The sequence below is a fragment of the Bacillus cereus G9842 genome (assembly GCF_000021305.1).
Taxonomy (GTDB): Bacteria; Bacillota; Bacilli; order Bacillales; family Bacillaceae_G; genus Bacillus_A; species Bacillus_A thuringiensis_S.
This window is the reverse complement of sequence record NC_011772.1, coordinates 2,040,982-2,057,571: the sequence shown is the minus strand read 5'-3', so window position 1 is coordinate 2,057,571 and position 16,590 is coordinate 2,040,982. Positions and strand designations below refer to the sequence as shown.

The window sequence follows — 16,590 nt, the reverse complement described above, 5'->3', positions numbered from 1 at the left end:
TTTTATGCCATTTGACAACTAATTGTCAACTAATTCAAAATATATTCTTATCCTTATCCCCTATTCTTATACAATTACTTTTCAAATTCTCGCAATGCTGCTAAATTTTCATCATCCTCAATAAGTTCAACAAAGAATCCCGAGTCATCCTCACGAAGGACAATTTCAAGCTCTTCCTTCGCCTCTTCATTTCTATTTAACTGTGCTAAATAACAAGCACGATCATATCTTGCTAACAAATCACTTGCATCCATTGTTAATACTTCATTTGTTATTTTTTCTGCCTTTAGTGTTTGGCCGGCACCATGATATGAAGACGCTAAAGAAAGAAGAATTACTGTTTCATTTGGATGATGTATAGAAGCATTTTCTAATACTTGAATTGCCTCTTCAAACCTTTCTTGACTTTGATATATTTCTCCTAAAGCAAGAAATGCTCTACTTACGAACGGTGTTTGCTCCGTTAATTGTAAGGTAATCTTTTCTGCTTTTCTTTCTTCCCCTGCTTTAAAGAATACTTGTGCTTGCAGAAGAAGAGTATCATAATCATCTGGTAGTTCTCGAACCATTTGCTTCGTTAATTCCAAAGCATCTCTTAACATATCTTCTTCCTCGCACTCAACGAAAAGATTTACAAGTTGCTTCGCTACTTCATAATCCCATTTATTTTCTAGTGAGGTGTGCAGAATCTCTATCGCTTCTTTATTCATCTCTACATTCTCATAAAATAGCGCAAATCGCTGTGCTGCCATACTATTTTTCGGATTTAACTTTAAAGAGATTTCATATAAATCAATTATCATAGTAACCATTGAAATTTCTTTCGCACGATTTTTCATACGATAAAAAGCTCTCGTAATGATAGATCGTTTCGGCTGTTCATGCAGCTGGCGTTCAATCCATATTTCCGTAACCGCAGCTGCAGCATACATGAATGCTGTACTTCTTTCTGCTTTTTTCACCTTTAACGTATGAAGAAAATCTCGTATGTTAGACAATTTTTTATGTTGCTCTACTGCTTTTACATAAACATCAAATATACGTTCATTATCAAAATCTTTTTGTATTACTTTCATTGCAACTTCAATTGCTTTTACATTTCTTTTTTTCACTAATACTTTTGCATAATGATATAGAACTTCTATATGCTCACCATCTAATTGTAGCGCGTATTCAATCTGTGCTTGTTCTTTATCTATTTCATTCATCGCACCGTACACATATGCAATCGCATCTAAACGCCATATTTCAGGTACTTCTTCCGCTAATTGTTCTAGTTCAGTCAACAATTCTTCCTGAAGATTCATATCTACTGAAAGCTGTGCCAAATATTCCATATTAATATGCAACGGCTCTTCTTTCATCGCCTGAACCATATGACTTTGTTCTTTAAAACGGTTTTCTTCTTTTTCGTATATTTCCGCAAGCTGTAAATGTACACCTACGAAATTCCCATCAAGCTCTAAACATGTTTCATACGCTTGTTTTGCTTCCGTCAATTGTCCTAATGCCATAAGTGTTTCACCAATTCGGTAATACGGTAATGCCGTTTCCTTTTGTTCTATCGCCTTACTATATCTTTTCATCGCTTGGCCGTACTGTCCAATAGATTCATATAAAATACCTGCATAACAACCGTACTCACTTACTTCATTTCTTTCTTTGTGTAACGTTCTTAAAAACGCTATACCTCGTTGTACAAATTCCGTTCCTTTAATTCGATTCACATATTCATCTAACGCACTTGCTACATTATAATCACTTTTCTTTATACCATTTTCTAACTTAGATAGCGCTACTTTAAACCCTTCTTCATTTCCACCAAGTTCAATTTCAGCATCCCATAAAACCATTCCTGCATTCATGAGGAAATCTTGGCTCTTTTCAATTTGCTTCTCAAGACCAAGAATATATTCTTTTGCTTCCTTGTATTGTTCTCTTGCCATATAAACTTGTGTAAGTCCGAAGTGAGAATAAACATCCTCATCATTTTCTTCTAAAGCACGATTATACAATACTTCTGCTTCTTCCAAGCTATCATTTTGAAAATGATAGTCACCTAATTTTACGTAAAGAGATGCTTTATCATCACAATTCTCAATACCGTTTAATAAAATTTCTTTCGTACTTTCCTCATCCTTCAAATCAGATTCGTATATTTCCGAAAGTTTTGTATAAATGTAAGGTGCATTACTATCCAAATGAATCGCTACTTTAAGCCCTTTTATTGCTAAATATAATTTTCCTAGTTGATGTGCACATCTCGCTCGTTCATACCATACATGTGCTTCATATTTATATTCTTTTAACAAGTCATTAAAGATTTCATATGCTTCTTCATATCTTTCTAAATCTATTAATATTATACCGTGATTCGTTAAAGTAAACCTTTCAGGACTACGCTCTAACGCAACTTGAGAGTATTGCAATGCTTTTTCAGATTGATCAATATACATATAGGATAAAGCGAGAAAACTCCAAGCAATAGGCTGATCTGCGTCTAATTGTAACGATGAACGAAAGCTTGAAATTGCTTCTATATAACTTTCCTGCTCAAAAGCATATCTTCCATTTATCAAATGATATAATGCACGATTATTTTTCTTCTCAACGCTTGTCAGCATTTGCTCGGCTTTGTCTACTTCCTGAAGACGAATAAAACACTGTGCACCATGCAATTTAACAAAGTCCGAGTTCGGAAACTTTTCCATTAACTTATCGATACAATATAAAATAAATTCTTTATCTACTTCAACATCTAAGTGCTTTATCGTATATAACCACGTATTTGGATTATCACTCGTTTCTTTTAAAAATTGTACTAAGTTACTAATTCCCTCTTTGTCATGTTCATCTAAATGATCCGTAAGAGAAAAAATAGATTTAAAATAACGATTTTCTTCTTCACTTAGAAACGCTAGTTGCTCCTTCTTTTCTTTCGGAACAAACGTGATTGCTAAACAGCCTGTATAACGATATTTTTCTTGTAATTTACTATATTCCACAAGAACTGGTTCTATAAAGTTTGGATCTTGAACATAGAAAGCTTGCAATGTATCATCATATCCAGATAGAACTTGTACGTGTGAAGCATGCTCAATATCTATACTTAATAAAACAGGAATTCCTTCGTCAATCAGTCTCTTATAATTCTCTTCATTCCCTTTAAAATAACGATATTCATAACCTAATTCTTCTAAATAAGAAACAGTATCTGAAAACTTCGAACCTGTCATATCAAAAATAAACTCTGCTATTTCATCTTGTGTACGTTTCTCTCCCCATATACGCAACATCATCTCTAAACTTGTCGGAACACAATAATTATCCTTTTGTACAATAGGAACTATCGGCAAGTGAACCTTTTTTCCATCCGGATTTTTTTCTAAATTATGATATAAAGATTCTTTTAAACTCTTTTCTTCTCTTAATAGCTTTTGTAAATCTGCAAACTTATTCATTTTGTACAACGCTTCTGCACGTAAATGTACAAAGTAAGTATTATAGGCATGATATGGCAGCTGAGTATTTATGTTATCTATTACCGCTAACATTTCTTCATATTGCTCTAAATCTAATAAATACTTTACCTTCTCAAAATGAAAATATGGTACTTGTGGAAACTTTACAATCGCATCATCAATTAACTGTATTGCACGTTTTTGTTCCCCTTTATTCGCATACAATTGTGATAATAAATAGGTAGATAACTCTTCACAATCTTCATGCTGTATGCCAGCAATAAATTGTTCTTCCGCTTTCTCCCATTCACCTGTATGCATATAAACGTAGCCCCATTTATCAAAGACTGCACGTGTACTGTACTCCTCTGCTTTTTTCATATACATTAGCGCTTCTTCGTTTCGTTTCATTTCTAAAAGACATCGTACTAACGTAAAATATGTTTTCGCTAAAAAATCTGCATCTATTTCTTCTTTACCTAACTCTTCTAAAGAAGATTTTAACAACTGCTCTGCTTCAAGAATTTTTCGCTCATCAATTAACTCATCACAATATAAAGAGAGCGTTCTCATATTTGGGAATTTTTTATAAGCGTAGCGAATGAGAAATGAACTGTATTGGTGCATAAGCCCTTCATCAGTAAGGCGAATTAATATATCAAACTCCTTATGCGAAGGAATATTGGCAAGCCAATTCTTCACATAGGATAAAGTATTCGTTTCTTTTATATATGCAATTTCATTATTTATTTCCTGTAATCCGTCTACAAATCTCTTATCTTTCAAACAAGTTTCTAACTGCTTAAAATCTAGCATGCATTCACCTCGAATTTATATTTATACTGCTACTTGCTTAGATTTTACACACCATATAGTATGTATTCAACTAAAATCTCTTATAATGGATGGTATTAATTAATATTATTCAAATTTATAACAAAATATAGTAAAAATGATTGTTTTTCTCTGTATTTTGTTTGATTATATAGAATAACGTAACATGTGTATCCTATCTTTTGTCAGTTAAAAACAGTACATGAAATTATACCGGCGATAATTTAAATATATCAGCGATTCTTAAAATATATCGGCGATTTTCAAGATATATCAGCGATTATACGGTGAATATCGACTTACCAACAAAAAATGACATTTTTCTCATTCATTAAATCAGGGTACTCCTTAAATATACAAAACGGATACCCTATTTGACCCGCTATATACTGTGCAACATTTTTCTTTGAATTCAAATTAACACAACTTCTAACCTCCTGTAGAGCAAGAATATGTGGAGAAATAGTTCGAATTTCCTCACAAATAGCTTCTAATCTCTCCAACCAAAGACTATCATGGTTCCATATATTGAAGGTAGCACTCCTTAATAAATCACTATCTTTCAACATTCTATTTCACCAAATGTAATTTTCATATTCGGAGCATATACTAAAAAAGAATGAAGATGAAATGCCTTAAAAAATCGTAGTGCAGCTTCATATTGAGCTAGCGCATTATCATATGTTAATCCTCTGGCTATTAAACGTTCTACAAATTGTTGCTTATCACCCGGATCACCTGCAATCCCCTCTTCTTTTAATGATTGATACAAATCGTTTTTATCATTGTGATGCATATTTGAATCTAAAAAGTTCACTTTATCGCTTACTCTACATTCAATATTTTTCACACCTAATTCACTTAAATATATCGGTATTTTCATGCCTATATTGCCATCTTTACCATTTCTTTGCGTATCACTTTCAAATAATTTCTGCAAAACACCTAGCTGAATAAATTCCGATTGTTTCTCCCCATCTAGTAAATAAGAAGCCATATTAGAAATCCAATGTGGTTCAAAACAGATTATTTTCCCGCCTCCTTTTATATACAAAACTAAAGTTCTCTATATAATAGCCGTATTCCTACACTTTTCTTAAAATTTCAAAGCAAAAAAGCTAGTGTATTTTTAATAATACACTAGCTTTTTATTTGGAAGAAAAATTTAACAAGTACAATCACAATCAAAACAATCCGTACAGTCTAAATCGTCACAATCTGCTTTTCTCTTTCTTTTGTTTCTTTTAAGATAATAATACAGTGGCCCAAACAATAGTATACAAATAACAAAAGCTATTATTGCTTCTGTATACTTATTTTGAGTCATAAAACCAATTCCACTTCCGCCTGAAATAAAAATTAGAATTAAATAAATCCAGAACATCTATGTAAATACCTCCATTACTATATATCTTAAGATAATATCCATATAACACTAGAGGAAATGAATAATCCCATACCATTACCGCTTAATACACCAGTAGTTATTCTTAGCAAATTTGAGCTACTTCTCCATTTCCACTTTTGGGTGAACCCATCGATAAGTAACGGCATTTGAGCGAAAAATGATAGTATGATTGCCAAAAGAAATGAAGGTGTCATATAAAAATAAATTGGAAACATTAAAATACCAATAAGCATGCCTGTACAACGCGCACATAAAGGTATGTACTTTTGTAGTTTAAAAAAACTCCTATCTAATCTTCTATGACAAGGAATTTGTAAAATAAAAGTTCGAATCAATATGAATCACCCTCTCTAAAAAGATTTTAATTGATTTTGCAAAAAAAATATATATCCAATAAAAAAACAAACCAGGTTTATACTAGACCCAGTTTGTCAGTTTACTACTATGTTACATTTCCTCAGGTGCCTCCACCCCAAGTAAACGTAAGCCTTCTTTTAATACAACCGTCACAGCATAAACCAATGCGAGTCTGCTGTCTTTTTCTTTGCTCTCTTCTAATATACGAACATTACCGTAATATTTATTGAATGATTGTGCTACATCTAATACATATTTCGAAATAATCGATGGCTCATTTTTATTGAAAGCTGCTTCAATTATTTGCGGGAATTTATTTAGTAATTTTACGACACTCCAGCTATGATCGTCTTTTAAAGCAAATGTACATGTTTCAAATTCTACACTTTCTTTTCTTAAAATAGAACAAGCACGTGCATGTGTGTACTGTACGTACGGGCCTGTTTCTCCTTCAAATTTCAGCATGTTTTCTAATGAGAATTCAATATTGTGCATACGCTCATTTTTTAAATCGTGGAAGATGACTGCACCAACACCGACTTGCTTTGCTACTACTTCTTTTTGTTTTAAGTTTGGATTTTTCTCTTCAATATTTTGTTTTGCAAGTTCGATTGCTTCTTCGAGTACTTCTTCAAGTAAAATAACTCTTCCTTTACGTGTCGACATTTTCTTACCATCTTTTAAAATGAAGCCAAACGGTACGTGTTCCATACCATCAACCCAAGTATAGCCAAGTTTTTTTAATACGGTGAAAAATTGATTGAAATGTAAGCTTTGTTCTGGACCAACAACATATAACGCTTTATCAAACCCATAAGTGTTTTGACGATATAAAGCTGCCGTTAAGTCACGCGTTGCATAAATCGTCGCACCATCTGATTTTCTAATTAAGCAAGGCGGCATTCCTTCTTCTTCTAAATTAACGACTAATGCACCTTCTGATTCTTCAAGCAACTCATGTTCTTCTAAAATCCCAATAAAATCTTCCATTAAATTATTATAAAATGCTTCTCCCTGAAAATTAGTAAATTCTACGCCGAGAAGTTCATAAATGCGAGAAAATTCTTTAAGGGACTCATGACGGAACCAATTCCAAAGCTCTACCGCTTCTTCATCACCTTCTTCTAATTTCTTAAACCAAGCACGTCCTTCTTCTTCTAGTTCTTCGTCGTCTTTTACCTCTTCATGGAATTGGACATATAACTTAAATAGCTCACGTATTGGATCTTCTTTAACTACTGCTTCATTTCCCCATTTTTTATAAGCCGTAATTAACTTTCCAAACTGTGTTCCCCAATCTCCTATATAATTAATCCCTACAACTTCATAGCCACATTTTTCAGCGATATGTTTCAGCGAATTTCCTATCATTGTAGAACGTAAATGCCCCATCGAAAAAGGTTTCGCGATATTAGGAGAGGAATAATCAATTACTACTGTTTTTTCACAGCCAAAGTGGTTTTGACCGAACTCTTCTTTCTCCGCTAAAACTGTTTTTAATACTGCATCACTTACAGTTTCACGATTGAAAAATACATTTACATAAGGACCAACGGCTTCTACTTTCATAAAAAACGGATTATTTAATTTCTCAGCAACTTCCTTTGCGATAATAGCTGGTGCTTTTTTGTATTTCTTTGCTAATGAAAAGCATGGGAACGCTGCATCTCCAAATTCATCTTGTTTCGGTGTTTCAATTAAATCTAAAATTTGTTTTTGCGTTAGTTCATTCGTGAAAATATTAGATAAACTTTCCGCAAACTGCATTTTATAATCCATGATTTAACCTCCTTATTTTTTAAAACACAAAAAACTCGTCTCTAAAAAAGAGACGAGTTTTAACCCGTGGTACCACCCTTGTTGTTCGTTACGAACCACTTTCCCGTTTATAACGAGGACAGGGGGCCTCGGCTTTCTCTACTATTCGTTCAAGAAGCATCTCCGAAGTGCGCTTCATCTTTTTCTTCCGTACTAGGCTCACACCATCCCCAGCTCGCTTTCCTTCTAAAAAAGACTACTCTCTTCATCACAGACAGTATATTTAATTAATTATTGCTTATTATACATCTTTTCAAACAATTAGCAAGGGTCAATTACACCAAAGTGAAACTTAGCACTTTTTCTTTTGTATACGTGAAAATTGTGTTTTTCAAATCTAGAACTACGGAAATGATCTTTTAATACGACACGCTTTCTCGCCACTCGCTTCGCCTCCGCAATTGTTTCATCAGTAATATCATGATACAAAGCGAAGTGTTTTAATCCTTTAATTCCGTCAGATTCTATGACAGTTTCTTCAAACATAGGATCAAGGTAAACGACATCGTAACTATCGTCTTCACATTGCGCTAAAAATGAAAAATGCTCCGTTTGCTTTACTAGGATTCTTTGCATTGCTTCATCGATTTCAGAAACAGATGAAGACCATGTTTTCAAACCATTTTTCATGATATAAGCCATATATTCATTGCCTTCAAGTCCTGTTACTGTTCCACTTTCACCAACAACATAACTAGCTACAATACTATCTGATGCCATACCGAGCGTACAATCTAACACTGTCATTCCGCTCTCTAATTTAGCAGCTTGTACAAACGGATCGTGCTCTCCACGCATTAACCTTTTCACACGAAACATCGCTGAGTTCGGATGAAAGAAAAATGATTCTTCCGTACCTTTCGGATAAATAGCTAATCGGTTCTTTCCTACGACAAGTACATCTTGTTCATACTGCTCATGTAATTTATGCACTGGTATATCATTACGTAAAATAAAAGAACGATTTAATTCTTCTGCTACCTCCTTTGCATATGCTGTCATTTCTTTATTTGTTCTTCCTGCTGTTGTTACTATCATTCTTTCACCTCTATATAAAGAAAAGAGGGAGATTTACTCTCCCCCTTCTTTAGCAATTCTTTTCGAAAGCTTGCTCTAAGTTCGTAATAATTTCGTCCATAGTTGCACCTTCAATTTCATGACGGTGAATGAAGTGAACAACTTCTTTTCCATTTAATAATGCCATAGATGGTGAAGATGGAGGGATTTCTCCGAAGTATTCACGCATTTTTGCGGTAGCATCTTTATCTTGACCTGCGAATACAGTTACAAGATGATCAGGTTGTTTTTCAGCACGAACAACCGCTTGACCTGCTGATGGACGTGCTAAACCAGCTGCACAACCACAAACAGAGTTTACAACTACTAAAGTTGTACCTGATGTATTTTCCATAAATTCTGTTACAGCTTCTTCTGTAGTTAACTCTTCAAACCCAGAACGCACTAACTCTTGGCGCATTGGGATTACCATTTGGCGCATGTATTCTTCATAAGCATTTGACATCTTGTAATCTCTCCTTCAACTTTCATTCCAAATTCATCATATCACGCTCTATTAATAGGTGCAAAAGAAAGATAACGATGATTTCATTTTTTTGTAGGGATTTCACAAACCCCACCGCGGCAATGTCCCACTGGAACAAGTTTTCTATTATTAGCGATATAATCGTATACTTTACTTCCAAAACCAAGTACGATAGATAGCTTTATAAAAGGAACTGCAAACCAATAAGATGGAACGGCCTTTGCTAATACATCTATGCTCTGAATACCGTCATACCACTTATTATTTTTAAAAATATACAGTCTTTGTTCCATCTTACTTTGTAGTTCTTGAGAAAGCTCATACTTCTCAACTACATCTTCATTTCGAAATGAAACAAATTTCATCTTACCCTTTTTATCTAATTTTTTCGTACGTTCTGCAACGGCCGTACACATCGGACACCAACTATCATAGAAAACAATCATACATTATTCCCCTTTACGTGACTCCGTCATTTGTTTCCATACAGAACCTTTTGCTTCTTCTCCGCCTTCAATACGCTCTAATGCTAGACGTGCTTGCATCGCTACTTCAAACTCTGGATCATCTTGCGCTGCTTTTAATGCTGGAATCGCACTTTCATCTCCAAGTTCAAATAAGAACATCGCTGCACGCCAGCGTACTAATTTGCTTGGATCTTTCAGAGATTTAATCATAACGAACATCGCTGCCGGATCACCTACATCTGATAAACAATCTCCTGCAGTACGGCGAACACTTACAGAGCGATCTAACAACGCTTTATATAATAACGGTAATACTTCATCACCTTTTACCATACCTAAATACGCTGTTGCTAAGCGGCGTATTGAAACTTTTTCATCATCTAACGCCATCTTCAACACTGGAATATCTTCTTCAGTAGGATCCATTTGTTCTAATGCTGCAAAACGGTTTTTCCAGTCAGAATCTTTCATCATCTCTTCTGTTACTTTATATGGCTCACGCTTTTGAATCGTTACTTCAACAGCACCTGCTTGATTTAATAATTCTTTAACCGTTTCATTTATACGTTCTTCTGAATAAGCAGCAACAATCTCTTCCACTACTTCTTTCCCGATTTCTTCAAAATTACCGTAACGTGTACTTTGTTCTACCCATTTACGCTCTTTTACAACGTTTGGTGCAGACATTTGCACTTTCATAATTGATTCTTTAAAACGATCTGGTAAACCAACACGTTCTTCCGTCGTTCCATCTGTTAACTTTACTTGCATTGGAATTGTAAAGAACATTTGAACAAACACTTTCACTTCTCCAAAATGAGCAAGTTGTTGTTCTTCACTTTCTTCCAATACTTCTTCGCCGAAAACAGCACGAACTTGTTGTAATAAAACTTTCCAGTCATACTTCGCATTTCGCTCCACTGCTAAAAAGTCGGCTACATGATACACACCTTTAATGCCTTCAATTTTCAAAATTTCTTGCACTTGCATTGGTGCTTGTTCTTTATTTTCATTAGTATAATTATTACGCGCTCCTGATGGTAATACTTCATTCAAAATAACTTTCATTGTATTTGGACTTGGCGTCGGTTCAATTGCTTTAATCTTCACGTAAAAAACTCTCCTTTATTGCATGTTCTTAGCCGTATTGTAACATGTTATCACTCTATACTCCTACTCGGATGCTTAATTTTACTACTTTCTTCCCGCTACCATACTATTTCATTCTTTTTACATTTTAAATTAGGAACGGGATTTTAAAAGCTTTCGTTTCCGATGATTTTTATTTTTTATCCATTTCTTGAGGCATCGCCATTATTTTTGAAAAAAACACGCTAAACAAAAAAATATGTAAATAAGCTATCCATATGGATAGCTTATTTACATATTTTTCGTTATTGGAAGACAACTATTTTTATAATACAAAAGGCAGAAAAGTATATAGATTCTACAAAATATTTTGATTATGATACATTTACAGAATCTCTTATTTTGTAATTAATGTCTTATTATTTTTTGGAGGGAATTCGATGAAAAAGTTTGTTTTGATATTTGGGCCACAAGCAGTTGGGAAAATGACAGTTGGACAAGAACTAGCAAAGATGACTAATTTAAAATTATTTCATAACCATATGACAATTGATTTATTGGAGCCATTGTATGGATTCTCTTCGGAAATGTGGCGATTGACCCATCTTTTTCGAAAGGAAATATTTCAATCATTTTCAAAGAGTGAACATTATGGAATGATTTTCACATACGTATGGGCGTTTAATGAAAAGAACGATTGGGATGATGTTGAAAGTATATGTAATATTTTTCGTTCCCAAGGGGTTGATATTTATTTTGTTGAATTAGAAGCTGATGTAGAAGAAAGACTTCAACGAAATAAAACACCTCATCGACTTGAACATAAGCCAACGAAAAGAAATATTGAACAATCTGAACAAAATTTATTAAGCACATTTGAAAATTTTAGATTAAATTCAAGAGAAGGAGAAATTACAGAGAAAAATTATATAAGAATCAATAATACGAATTTAAATGCTACAGAAGTAGCTGAAATTATAAAGAAAGAATTTCAGCTATAGTTTTTTTTAACAAATTGAACAGTTCGGATTTTATGAATATCGTATACATTTCTAATTAACATAACGTCCTATTATCGGTAGCAACAAAAAGGAGGATTCCTTACGCTCAGAAGGAATCCCTTTTTTTATTTTCTATCACTCGATTCATCTTTTTATACATTCCTATCCTGTGATGGGTTTTACGATTCTCGTTTGTTACTGGATTAGCCAAAAAACGTTCTAAAATTTTGTATACTCTTTACTTGTTTTTTCAAAAAAGCTGGCGGTATCCCCTCTTTAAGTTTATTAAAATACTTTCCACAATTTTTTCCGAAGCTATTACTTAAAATCACCTTTTATTACGATGCCCCCTCCCGCCTTCTCTCCAAAAAGGTAATACTCTCAATCACAACTTCAGTTCTATATATTCTCTTGCCTTGTTCATCATCGTAATTACTAGTCTGAATACGCCCTGTAATCCCAACGAGCGATCCCTTCTTACAATATTCAGCTACATTCTCAGCCGATTTGCGCCAAACGACACAATTAATAAAATCGACTTGTTGTTCACCTAAACTATTTCGAAATCCTCTATTCACCGCAACACATATTCGTGCATAAGCGACGCCTTGTTTTGTGTAGTATAATTCTGGCTCCTTTGTCAATCTACCGATTAATACAACTCGATTCATCATAAGTTATACCACCTCACATGTTTTTCTTCATTGTAAGGAGAAATGTTTGAATGGTAAAAAGCACAAAATGATATATCCGTAAGTAGAAAGTATTATTTTGGACCTTACAAAACAAAAAAAGAAACCATACATAGTTCAAACATGTATAGTTTCAAAATTTATTACACTTCAGTACAAGATATGTAATATCCTCCGCGAGCCATCTTTATTTCAGCACGGTACATTACATTTTCTAAGTAGAAAGTAATCGGTTTAACTTTACTCTCAAATTTTAGTCTTTCATTGCATTCAGCCGCATATCTCTCTATTGCTGAAGTAATGACTTTTGATGATGGATACGTTAAAGCATCATCTAGTTCTATGAAAAAACTTTTAGAAAATAGCTTTTTCATAATCACTTTCTTCTCTTTCATCATATTCCATCCCCCCTTAACTCAAGTTACCAATATCCATATTATACCATAAATTCAATTTATCTTTAAAAATAAAAAAATCCTGCATTTTTCATGCAGGATTTTTTTATTAGTCATTTTTCGTAAAGTAAGAAACGAAACGAAGAATTTCTAAGTATAACCATACTAATGTAAGCATTAGTCCCATCGCAGTATACCACTCCATATATTTCGGAGCTTGACTACGTACACCATTTTCGATTAAATCGAAATCTAGTAATAAGTTTAATGCAGCAACTACGATAACAACTGCACTAATAATAATACCGATTGTACCACCTTGGTGAATGTATGGAACAGTTACACCAAACATATTTAGTAGGAATACGACTAAATACATAACCATAATTCCAAGTGTTGCTGCCATAACGCCTGTACGGAATTTATCCGTTACTTTTACTACGCGTGTTGCATATAACACTAACATTGCAAATAGAATTGAGATTGTTAGTAATACAGCATTTAAAACGATAGAATCGCCAAATTTCATTGTATAAACTGCTGAAATACTTCCTAACACAACCCCTTCTACCGCTGCATAGATTGGTGCACCAAAAGGTGAAATACGCGGGAAGAACATAGACGCAAATGCGATGATTGCCGCAACGATTAAAGCACCAATTAATACTGGCATCTTCATCGTCCCCTGCATCATTTGTATGTATGAATAGACAGACGTTGCAAGTAGCAAGATAAGCATAATGAACGTTTTGCCTACTGTTCCGCCAATCGTCATCGCAGAAGCGCTTGCTCCCTCTTTACGGAATGCCTCTTTTTTCAACATTGGATTAGATGTTCTCATTTTTTCCCTCCTAAAATAGGTTCTACCAATAGTGTAAAGTTTTTCTCTTTACTTTTCAATATATGCAGCTTGTTTTTATTTTAATCCTTCAACGATGTCTGATAGTTCACTCCATCTTTCCATCTTTTTTTCTAGCTCTTCTTCTGTTTTCTGCTGTGCTTCAGATAATTCTTGTGCCTTTGTGAAGTCAGATCCAACTTTCGCAAGTTCTTCCCCAATTGACTCAATTTTCTCTTCAAGTTCGGCAATTGTATCTTCAATCGTTTCCCATTCACGCTGCTCATTGTATGAAAGTTTACGTTTACGTTGTTGTTTTGGAGCTTCTTCTACTACTTTTTTCTCTTTTTGAACTTCCGCTTTCTCCATAAGTTCTCTCGTTTTTTCCATTTCTAAATAATCTGTATAACTACCTAGGAACTCACGCACTTCGCCTCCGCCAGTAAAGATGAACAGTTCATCTACTACCTTATCTAAGAAGTAACGGTCATGCGATACAGTTAAAACGACACCTGGGAAATCTTCTAAATAATCTTCTAGTACTGTTAATGTTTGTGTATCTAGATCGTTCGTAGGTTCATCAAGTAAAAGTACGTTTGGTTCTCCCATTAAAATACGTAATAAATATAAACGTCTTCTTTCACCACCAGATAGTTTACCAAGCGGTGTACCATGTGAATGAGTCGGGAATAAGAAACGTTCTAACATTTGAGATGCACCAATTACTTTTCCATCTGTTGTATGAATAACTTCTGCAATCTCTTTAATGTATTCAATCATACGCTGATTTAAATTCATCTCTTCATTTTCTTGCGTATAATAAGCAACTTTTACAGTTTGTCCTACTTCAACTTCACCACTATCAGGAGATAACTTACCTGCAAGCATATTTAATAGAGAAGATTTCCCGCTTCCGTTCGCCCCAATAATTCCAATACGATCACCTGGTTTCACAATATGATTAAAATTATGTAATACCGTCTTATCGCCAAATTTTTTCGTTACATCTTTTAACTCAAGTACTTTCTTTCCTAGACGACTTCCACTTAGTGCAATATCAACTGACTGTTTTGCAGCTGGTCCTTCTTGTTCCTTTAGCTCATCAAAACGCTGAATACGCGCCTTTTGTTTCGTAGAACGGGCTTTTGCACCACGACGAATCCAAGCAAGTTCACGACGATATAAATTTTGGCGTTTGGATTCTTGTGCCAATTCTTGCTCTTCGCGAAGTGCTTTCGCTTCTAAAAATGTACTATAGTTTCCTTCGTAGCTATATAATTTACCATTATCTAATTCAAAAATACGGTTCGTCACACGATCTAAGAAATAACGATCATGGGTTACAAGTAATACCGCACCTGTATATCTTGCTAAATATTCTTCTAACCATTCAACTGTCTCATGGTCAAGATGGTTCGTAGGCTCGTCTAAAATTAATAAATCAGGTGTTTCAATAAAACATTGTGCCATTGCGATACGTTTTTTCTGTCCACCAGATAAATTTCCAACAATTGCAGTGAAATCTGTAATTCCTAATTTCGTTAGAAGAGATTTCGCATTTGCATTTGCTTCCCATGCACTCATTGCATCCATACGTTGCTGCACTGCAAATAATTGTTCCTGTACTTTTTCATTACTTGGATCTTTTTCAATATTTAATAGCGCTTTTTCATAATCACGAAGAAGACGAATTAAAGGTGTATCACCATGGAACACTTGCTCTAATACTGTTAGTTTTTCATCAAAATCTGGTTGCTGTGATAAATAACTAATTGTATACCCACGTGAATGCGTCATATCACCTGTATCAGGAGTTTCTAATCCTGCAATAATTTTTAATAATGTCGATTTACCAGTTCCGTTTACACCAATAATTCCGACACGTTGTCCTTCTGTAATACTACATGATAATCCATCAAATAACGGCTTTTCTCCATATGATTTTGATAAGTTCTCCACAGTTAACATTTTCATATTTGTGCATTCCACTCTTTCATAAATTGTTCAATAAACTGTTCCATGTAACGATGACGAATTTCAGCCTCTTGTTTTGCTGCATTCGTATTCATTAAATCTTTTAATTTCAAAAGTTTTTCATAAAAATGATTTAAAGATGGATCATTATTTTTTCTATACTCTTCTTTCGTCATTTCTTCACGCGGCGGAATAGTTGGGTCATACATTAATCTCCCTTTTGCCCCGCCATATGCAAATGTACGAGCAATTCCAATTGCACCAAGAGCATCTAAACGATCCGCATCTTGAACAATTTTCCCTTCAAGTGACTCTACTGTGCCGCCATGGCCACCTTTATAAGACATATTGGCGATGATATGAAGAATATGTTTACTTTCCTCTTCTTCAACACGTAACTCTTCTAACCAATCAGAAACTTTTTTCATTCCTGCTGCTTCACTTTCATTTAGCTTTTCATCTGCCACATCGTGAAGTAATGCTGCCATTTCAATTATAAAACGATTTCCACCTTCTTGCTCAGATAAAGAAATCGCCAGTTTATGTACACGCTCAATATGATACCAATCATGCCCACTCGCATCTTTTTCTAAAATATGTTTTACAAAAGTAATTGTTTTTTGGATTTTTTCTTGTTTTGTCATTTTATCTTCACCCAGTTACTTATTGTAACACGCCCGCATTTTTTCATCACATATTTTCTTGTCTGCCCA

The 16,590-nt window shown here is 34.2% G+C and carries 14 protein-coding genes, 2 pseudogenes and 1 other annotated feature; of the genes and pseudogenes, 1 reads left to right on the top strand and 15 read right to left on the bottom strand.

Annotated elements, in window-relative coordinates; translation table 11 throughout:
- Positions 1–74: 74 nt before the first annotated feature.
- The 10 genes and pseudogenes from BCG9842_RS10385 to BCG9842_RS10340 form a co-directional block, all read right to left on the bottom strand.
- On the bottom strand, positions 75–4,277 hold the full coding sequence (locus BCG9842_RS10385; RefSeq protein ID WP_000883841.1) for a bacteriocin-processing peptidase family protein: 4,203 nt from the start codon (positions 4,275–4,277) through the stop codon (positions 75–77).
- Between the two features lie 341 nt (positions 4,278–4,618).
- A pseudogene (locus BCG9842_RS31910) lies at positions 4,619–4,864 on the bottom strand (hypothetical protein); the annotation flags it as partial.
- Positions 4,858–5,343: pseudogene (locus BCG9842_RS10375) on the bottom strand (methyltransferase); the annotation flags it as partial. The pseudogenes BCG9842_RS31910 and BCG9842_RS10375, both read right to left, overlap by 7 nt.
- Positions 5,344–5,460: 117 nt before the next feature.
- A complete protein-coding gene (locus BCG9842_RS10370; protein ID WP_000498605.1) occupies positions 5,461–5,679 on the bottom strand; it encodes a hypothetical protein in 219 nt (72 codons plus the stop codon).
- A 29-nt stretch (positions 5,680–5,708) separates the two neighbouring features.
- Positions 5,709–6,038: a DUF2085 domain-containing protein gene (locus BCG9842_RS10365; RefSeq protein WP_000621478.1), complete on the bottom strand. Its 330-nt coding sequence runs from the start codon at positions 6,036–6,038 to the stop codon at positions 5,709–5,711.
- A 112-nt stretch (positions 6,039–6,150) separates the two neighbouring features.
- Positions 6,151–7,839: an arginine--tRNA ligase gene (gene argS, locus BCG9842_RS10360; protein ID WP_000384899.1), complete on the bottom strand. Its 1,689-nt coding sequence runs from the start codon at positions 7,837–7,839 to the stop codon at positions 6,151–6,153.
- Between the two features lie 45 nt (positions 7,840–7,884).
- Positions 7,885–8,099 (bottom strand) — a binding site (T-box leader).
- Positions 8,100–8,139: 40 nt separating this feature from the next.
- Positions 8,140–8,916, bottom strand: coding sequence for a class I SAM-dependent methyltransferase (locus BCG9842_RS10355; protein ID WP_000637432.1), 777 nt, complete (start codon positions 8,914–8,916; stop codon positions 8,140–8,142).
- 49 nt (positions 8,917–8,965) lie between these two features.
- Positions 8,966–9,400, bottom strand: coding sequence for a BrxA/BrxB family bacilliredoxin (locus BCG9842_RS10350; protein ID WP_000063708.1), 435 nt, complete (start codon positions 9,398–9,400; stop codon positions 8,966–8,968).
- Between the two features lie 83 nt (positions 9,401–9,483).
- On the bottom strand, positions 9,484–9,867 hold the full coding sequence (locus BCG9842_RS10345; protein ID WP_000634884.1) for a thiol-disulfide oxidoreductase DCC family protein: 384 nt from the start codon (positions 9,865–9,867) through the stop codon (positions 9,484–9,486).
- A gap of 3 nt (positions 9,868–9,870) precedes the next feature.
- A complete protein-coding gene (locus BCG9842_RS10340; RefSeq protein ID WP_000692562.1) occupies positions 9,871–10,998 on the bottom strand; it encodes a conserved virulence factor C family protein in 1,128 nt (375 codons plus the stop codon).
- A 419-nt stretch (positions 10,999–11,417) separates the two neighbouring features.
- Here BCG9842_RS10340 and BCG9842_RS10335 point away from each other — a divergent pair, with 419 nt between their 5' ends.
- Entirely contained in the window at positions 11,418–11,978 is a 561-nt protein-coding gene (locus BCG9842_RS10335; protein WP_000714952.1) for an AAA family ATPase, read from the top strand.
- A 338-nt stretch (positions 11,979–12,316) separates the two neighbouring features.
- Here the strand turns inward: BCG9842_RS10335 and BCG9842_RS10330 are convergent, their stop codons facing one another.
- The 5 genes from BCG9842_RS10330 to BCG9842_RS10310 form a co-directional block, all read right to left on the bottom strand.
- A complete protein-coding gene (locus BCG9842_RS10330; protein ID WP_000982014.1) occupies positions 12,317–12,652 on the bottom strand; it encodes a single-stranded DNA-binding protein in 336 nt (111 codons plus the stop codon).
- A 161-nt stretch (positions 12,653–12,813) separates the two neighbouring features.
- The gene (locus BCG9842_RS10325; RefSeq protein WP_000975158.1) at positions 12,814–13,068 is read right to left on the bottom strand and encodes a DUF4318 domain-containing protein; all 255 of its coding nucleotides are present in this window, start codon (positions 13,066–13,068) and stop codon (positions 12,814–12,816) included.
- Between the two features lie 106 nt (positions 13,069–13,174).
- Positions 13,175–13,906 carry a Bax inhibitor-1/YccA family protein gene (locus BCG9842_RS10320; RefSeq protein ID WP_001260655.1) on the bottom strand — a complete coding sequence of 244 codons (732 nt, stop codon included), beginning with the start codon at positions 13,904–13,906 and terminating at the stop codon, positions 13,175–13,177.
- A gap of 75 nt (positions 13,907–13,981) precedes the next feature.
- The gene (locus BCG9842_RS10315) at positions 13,982–15,877 is read right to left on the bottom strand and encodes an ABC-F family ATP-binding cassette domain-containing protein (protein WP_000783164.1); all 1,896 of its coding nucleotides are present in this window, start codon (positions 15,875–15,877) and stop codon (positions 13,982–13,984) included.
- A complete protein-coding gene (locus BCG9842_RS10310) occupies positions 15,874–16,521 on the bottom strand; it encodes an HD domain-containing protein (RefSeq protein ID WP_000165956.1) in 648 nt (215 codons plus the stop codon). Before BCG9842_RS10310 ends, BCG9842_RS10315 begins: the two co-directional genes overlap by 4 nt.
- Positions 16,522–16,590: the final 69 nt, after the last annotated feature.

What these genes read in the sequence shown, in the direction of transcription:
- argS (WP_000384899.1), bottom strand. Translation starts at nt 7,839, where the DNA reads ATGGATTATAAAATGCAGTTTGCGGAAAGTTTATCTAATATTTTCACG.
- BCG9842_RS10325 (WP_000975158.1), bottom strand. Translation starts at nt 13,068, where the DNA reads ATGATGAAAGAGAAGAAAGTGATTATGAAAAAGCTATTTTCTAAAAGT.
- BCG9842_RS10385 (WP_000883841.1), bottom strand. Translation starts at nt 4,277, where the DNA reads ATGCTAGATTTTAAGCAGTTAGAAACTTGTTTGAAAGATAAGAGATTT.
- BCG9842_RS10335 (WP_000714952.1), top strand. Translation starts at nt 11,418, where the DNA reads ATGAAAAAGTTTGTTTTGATATTTGGGCCACAAGCAGTTGGGAAAATG.
- BCG9842_RS10310 (WP_000165956.1), bottom strand. Translation starts at nt 16,521, where the DNA reads ATGACAAAACAAGAAAAAATCCAAAAAACAATTACTTTTGTAAAACAT.
- BCG9842_RS10355 (WP_000637432.1), bottom strand. Translation starts at nt 8,916, where the DNA reads ATGATAGTAACAACAGCAGGAAGAACAAATAAAGAAATGACAGCATAT.
- BCG9842_RS10315 (WP_000783164.1), bottom strand. Translation starts at nt 15,877, where the DNA reads ATGAAAATGTTAACTGTGGAGAACTTATCAAAATCATATGGAGAAAAG.
- BCG9842_RS10330 (WP_000982014.1), bottom strand. Translation starts at nt 12,652, where the DNA reads ATGATGAATCGAGTTGTATTAATCGGTAGATTGACAAAGGAGCCAGAA.
- BCG9842_RS10350 (WP_000063708.1), bottom strand. Translation starts at nt 9,400, where the DNA reads ATGTCAAATGCTTATGAAGAATACATGCGCCAAATGGTAATCCCAATG.
- BCG9842_RS10320 (WP_001260655.1), bottom strand. Translation starts at nt 13,906, where the DNA reads ATGAGAACATCTAATCCAATGTTGAAAAAAGAGGCATTCCGTAAAGAG.
- BCG9842_RS10370 (WP_000498605.1), bottom strand. Translation starts at nt 5,679, where the DNA reads ATGTTCTGGATTTATTTAATTCTAATTTTTATTTCAGGCGGAAGTGGA.
- BCG9842_RS10345 (WP_000634884.1), bottom strand. Translation starts at nt 9,867, where the DNA reads ATGATTGTTTTCTATGATAGTTGGTGTCCGATGTGTACGGCCGTTGCA.